The organism is Longimicrobium sp., assembly GCF_048594345.1.
Classification (GTDB): Bacteria; Gemmatimonadota; Gemmatimonadetes; order Longimicrobiales; family Longimicrobiaceae; genus Longimicrobium.
Window position 1 is genome coordinate 1 of the sequence record NZ_JBMDXM010000069.1, and the last position, 5,405, is coordinate 5,405.

Consider the following 5,405-nt stretch of genomic DNA (forward strand, 5'->3'; position numbering starts at 1 on the left):
CGCGCCGCCGAGTACCGCGACGGCGCGACCTTCGAGCACACCGAGCGCGTCGCCGACCTCGCCGCACGGCTCGCGACCGAGCTCGGCTGGGCCGCGAGCCAGGTCGAGCTGCTGCGGCTCGCCGCGCCCCTGCACGACATCGGCAAGCTCGCGGTCGCCGACGCCGTCCTGCTGAAGGCCGGCAAGCTCACCGAGGAGGAGTTCGAGCAGGTCAAGGTGCACGCCGAGGCGGGCGCGTCGATCCTCTCCGACACGCGCTCGGACGTGCTGCGGATGGGCCGCGAGATCGCCCGCTCACACCACGAGTGGTGGGACGGCAGCGGCTATCCGCACGGGCGCTCCGGCACCGCGATCCCGGAGGCGGGCCGGATCGTCGCGCTCGCCGACGTCTACGACGCGCTGACCTCGCCGCGCCCGTACAAGGCGGCGTGGACCCACGAGCAGGCGCGGGCCGAGCTGCTGCGCCTGAGCGGCCGCCAGTTCGACCCCGCCGTGGTGGAGGCCTTCCTCCGCGCTTCGGAGAACGGTTTTCCGGAGGATCCGGACACGCCGCGCCTGCCGGAGCGGGAAGAGGCGGCGGCGTTGGCGTGAGGTGTGATGGTGTGATGGTGTGATGGTGTGATGGTGTGATGGGGTGATGGTGTGATGGTGTGATGGTGTGATGGTGTGATGGTGTGATGGGGTGATGGGGAGGCCTGATCGCGGCTCCCCAAGGGCGAATGAATTCGCTGCAACGACTACACGAAATCCGCCTTCGCGGATTGGCGGCTGCGGTGGTGGCGGCGGGATGAAGTGCGCGCCAATGCCTGGGAATTGGAGCCCCGCGGCTACTGTCATTCTGAGGAAGGCGCGCGCTCCTTTCTCTCCATGTGCACCACCGCCGGTGCGCCGACCGAAGAATCTGCCCGATGGGCGCACGATCCCGTCGGCTACGTCGGCTCTGGCGCGAAGGGCCCGCCCGTTTCGGATAGAAATTCTTCAGTCGGCGCTACTGCTTCCGGGCGTGAAGACGGTTCTTCGCGGCGCCTCCTTCAGAATGACAGTGTTCTTCTTTCTTCCTTCCTCCTGATCAGAATCGCCTCATGCGCCCCATCCGCCTCACCTCCATCCTGCTCCTGCTGACCCTGGCCGGATGCGCGGGCGCGGGCGGGGAGAAGCTGCCGCCCCGGCCTCCGGCGCCGGCGCAGTCCGAGATCCTGTGGGACTTGTGGGGCGTGCCGCACGTCTACGGGCGCACGGCGGAGGACGTGGGATACGGATACGGCTGGGCGCAGGCGCACCTTCACGGCGACGCCATCCTGCGCCTGTACGGCCTGGCCCGCGGGCGCGGCGCGGAGTACTGGGCCCCGCGCTACGCCGCCAGCGACCGACTGATGCGCTCGATGGGCATCCCCGCCGCCGGGCAGCAGGGCTACGAGGCGCAGGACGATGACTTTCGCCGCTACCTGGACGCGTTCGCCGCGGGCGTGAACGCCTATGCCGCGGCGAATCCCGCCGCCATCGCCGACTCCCTTCGCGTCGTGCTGCCGGTAACGGGCGCGGACCTGCTGGCGCACGGGCACCGGACCATGTTCACCTTTCTGGCCCTCACCGGCGGCGGTCCGGCCCCGGTGGGGATGGACGGGCTGCCGGCCGGCGCGGCGCCGGGGTCCAACGCGTGGGCCATCGCGCCTAGCCGCTCCGCGTCCGGCAACGCGCTGCTGCTGGCCAATCCGCACCTGCCGTGGAACGAGGACCTGATGCGCTTTACCGAGGCGCACCTGGTCGGGCCGGGGATGGACCTGTCCGGCGTGACGCTGATCGGTTTGCCGGTGATCGCCATCGGCTTCAACGACCGGCTGGGGTGGTCGCACACGGTGAACACCATCGATGCGCTGGACACGTTCACGCTACGGCTGGCGGAGGGCGGCTACCGCATGGACGGCCAGGTGCGGCCCTTCGAAACGCGCGTCGACACCCTGCGCATCCGCCAGGCGGATGGGACCATGCGGGTGGAGGAGATCACGGTCCGCGGCAGCGTGCACGGGCCGGTGGTCTCGTCGAACGACTCGACGGCGGTCGCGGTGGCGGTGGAGGGGCTGGACCAGCACGGCGGCCTGCGGCAGTGGTGGGAGATGGGGCGCGCCCGCTCGCTGGGCGAGTTCGAGGACGCGCTGCGGCGGCTGCAGGTGCCCATGTTCAACGTGATCTACGCGGACCGCGCGGGGCACATCCTGTACGTGTTCAACGGCCGGGTGCCGGTGCGCGGCCAGCGCACGTTCGCGGAGGGGCAGGGGCCCGTGCGCGGCGACACCAGCGCCACCCTCTGGCGCGGCGTGCACGGCTACGACGACCTGCCGCGCATCGTGGACCCCGTCGCCGGCTTCGTGCAGAACTCCAACTCGCCGCCCTGGTTCGCCGCGCGGCCCACGCCGCTGGATACGGCGCGCTACCCGTCGTACCTGGCGCCGCGCTGGGTGGGGCTGCGCGAGCAGCGCGCGCTGCACATGCTGGCCGCGGACAGCAGCATCACCTTCGACGAGCTGCTGGCCATGCGCCACAGCAACCACATGCTGCTGGCCGACCGCGTGCTGGATGAGCTGATCCCCGCCGCGCGCGCCACGGGGCGGCCGCTGGCCCTGCGGGCGGCGGACGTGCTGGAGCGCTGGGACCGCGCGGCCAATGCGGAGAGCCGCGGGGCCATGCTGTTCATGATCTGGGCGTACCGCACCTTTGAAAGCATTCCCGAGACCGGGCGCGGGTTCGCGCGGCCGTGGAGCCCGGCGAGCCCCGTCGGCACGCCGGACGGACTGGCGGATCCCGCCGCCGCCGTCGCGGCGCTGGAGCAGGTGGCGGAGCTGATGAACACGCACATGGGCGGGATGGATGTGCCCTGGGGCGAGGTGAACCGCATCGGCGGGCTGCCAGGGAACGGCGCGCCGGGCGATCCGCTGGGCGTGTTTCACGTGATCGCGTACGCGCAGGGACGCGAAACGTCGGAGGCGGTGTTCGGGGATACGTACGTGGCGGCGGTGGAGTTCACGCCCGGCGGGCCGCGCGCGCAGGCGGTGCTCAGCTACGGCAACGCCAGCCAGCCCGGCTCGCCGCACAACGGCGACCAGCTTCGCCTGATCGCGGAGCAGCGGATGCGCCCCTCCTGGCGCACCCGCGCGGAGGTCGAGGCCAACCTGGAGTCGCGCACTCCCATCCAGCGGTGAGGATGCTGGCCGCCGCCGCCCTGCTCATCCTCGCGGGCGCCTGCACGCCGCCCGTGCGCTCCGGCCCGGCGCCCGCCGGAGTGGTGAGCGTGGCGCTGGTGGATTCCGTCCCGTTCGAGACGGAGATGCACGACGGCGTGCTGCACCGCGTGCAGGTGCGCACCCCGGCCGGGCTCGACACCATTCCCAACGTACTCACGCAGCTCCTGCCGATCGTTCTCGCGGACGGCTCCGTGCGCGGCTTCGCCTTCGACGGCGCGGACCTGCGGTCGGCGTTCGCCTGGCATCCGGCGCGCCGCGTGGAGTTGCTTCCGCTTCCCGATGACGCGGACCGCTGGTTCACCACCCCCGCGTTTTCTCCGGACGGGCGCTACCTGGCCTACGTGGCGTACCGCGAGGAGGGTGGATTCGGGCGTGGGATGGTGCGACGCGACGTAACCGGTGCCGTGGTCGTGCGGACGGACTCCATCGAAGTTCCCGGAACGGACGCGGCGGTGAACTTCGCGAAATGGCTGGACGCGGAGACGTTCGAGATCTATCTGGAGGTGGGCGATCCCGGGTGGCATCGCTTTACCGGGACCGTCTCCGCCGGCGTCACCCGCAACGACACCGTGGCCGCCGCCGAAGTGGTGCGCCCGGACCTCTGACATGATCGCGAATCCGGCAGAGACCTGGCGGATGCACCGCTCTGCTTCGCGAACCGCAATCGAACAACCCTCTCCCAGAACTTCGGGCGAGGGTTGTTCGTACGGGTACTGCACGGACGGCTACCTGCGAATGGGATCCCAACAGGCGAAACGGATCAAACCGTGCCGGAGCCGGATGAACTGGCCGGGGCGGATGACGAAACCTTCATGCTGTTGCCCAGGCGCCCAGGCCGCAGCCGCGCTGGCTGCGGCGCGCGACGGACATCCACACGGCGTTTGAACTCGCGGTAATCGCCGTCCTGCTGTTGACGATCGTTGCCGAAGGCGTGGCCCGGGCACTTCGCGGCATCACCTGAAGCACTCACGCCCGGTTGCGGACGCTCAGGTGCCTGGTGCGCCGCACACCTCCGGCCCGCCGAGTCCGCGCAGGCGGACTTTGTGACGTTGTAGCCGCGGTTTCAACCGCCTGGGAGAATACCGGCTCGGCGCTCCCGATCCGCCGCATTCATCCATCATATCCCCTCCATTCCCATACGATCCCCATCCGTCCCCAATTCGGCTTGACCGACCTTGTAGCTTGGGGTAGGTTCCGCGCTTCAGAATCAAGCCGCGTTTGGAGACGATAGAGGGATGGCCGAGCCGCTTCCGCCCCAGTACAGCCCGCAGGAAAACGAAGACTCGCTCTACCGCTGGTGGGAAGAGCAGGGGTACTTTCGCGCGGACGCAGACAGCGGCCGCGAGCCGTACGTCATCGTAATCCCGCCCCCCAACGTGACGGCCGTGCTGCACATGGGGCACGGCCTGAACAACACCATCCAGGACGTCCTGGTGCGCTGGCGCCGCATGCAGGGGCGCGAGGCGCTGTGGCTTCCCGGTACGGACCACGCCGGCATCGCCACGCAGAACGTGGTGGAGCGCATTCTGGCCAAGGAAGGCAAGACGCGCTACGACGTGGGCCGCGAGGCGTTCGTGGAGCGCGTGTGGGAGTTCGTGCACGAGACGGGCGGCAAGATCCTGGAGCAGCTGCGCGCCATCGGCTGCTCGCTGGACTGGAGCCGCACGCGCTTCACGCTCGATCCCGAGCTGTCCACGGCCGTGCGCGAGGTGTTCGTCCGCCTGCACGAAAAGGGCTTGGTCTACCGCGGCAACCGCATCATCAACTGGTGCCCGCGCTGCCTGACCGCGCTTTCGGACGAGGAGGCGGAGCCGGCGGAGCACCCGGGCAAGATGTGGCACCTGCGCTACCCGCTGGCGGAGGGCGTGGACGCGCCCGGCCTGCCGCGGCTGCCGGACGGCCGCCCCTACCTGGTCGGCGCGACGACCCGGCCGGAAACCCAGCGGGGCGACACCGGCGTGGCCGTGCATCCGGAGGACGAGCGCTTCGCGATGCTCGTCGGCAAGGAGATCCACCTGCCGCTGACCGGGCGGCGTATCCCCATCGTCGCCGACACGTACGTGGACCCGGAGTTCGGCTCGGGCGCGGTGAAGATGACGCCGGCGCACGATCCCAACGACTTCGAGGTGGCGCAGCGTACGGGGCTGGCATCGCTCAACGTGATGA

At 70.2% G+C, this 5,405-nt stretch carries 4 protein-coding genes; all 4 read left to right on the top strand.

Features of this window, described 5'->3' with window-relative positions; genetic code table 11:
• Window positions 1-591 (top strand): HD-GYP domain-containing protein (locus ACOJUJ_RS08040; protein ID WP_420126346.1); only part of this gene is annotated, 591 nt, incomplete at its 5' end.
• 491 nt (window positions 592-1,082) lie between these two features.
• Window positions 1,083-3,197, top strand: coding sequence for an acylase (locus tag ACOJUJ_RS08045; protein ID WP_420126347.1), 2,115 nt, complete (start codon window positions 1,083-1,085; stop codon window positions 3,195-3,197).
• A gap of 2 nt (window positions 3,198-3,199) precedes the next feature.
• Window positions 3,200-3,844: a hypothetical protein gene (locus ACOJUJ_RS08050; RefSeq protein ID WP_420126348.1), complete on the top strand. Its 645-nt coding sequence runs from the start codon at window positions 3,200-3,202 to the stop codon at window positions 3,842-3,844.
• Between the two features lie 630 nt (window positions 3,845-4,474).
• The coding region (locus ACOJUJ_RS08055; RefSeq protein ID WP_420126349.1) for a class I tRNA ligase family protein at window positions 4,475-5,405 on the top strand (931 nt) is incomplete at its 3' end.

Bases quoted from the DNA above. Each gene is read 5' to 3' on its own strand.
- ACOJUJ_RS08045 (WP_420126347.1), top strand. From the start codon at position 1,083: ATGCGCCCCATCCGCCTCACCTCCATCCTGCTCCTGCTGACCCTGGCC.
- ACOJUJ_RS08050 (WP_420126348.1), top strand. From the start codon at position 3,200: ATGCTGGCCGCCGCCGCCCTGCTCATCCTCGCGGGCGCCTGCACGCCG.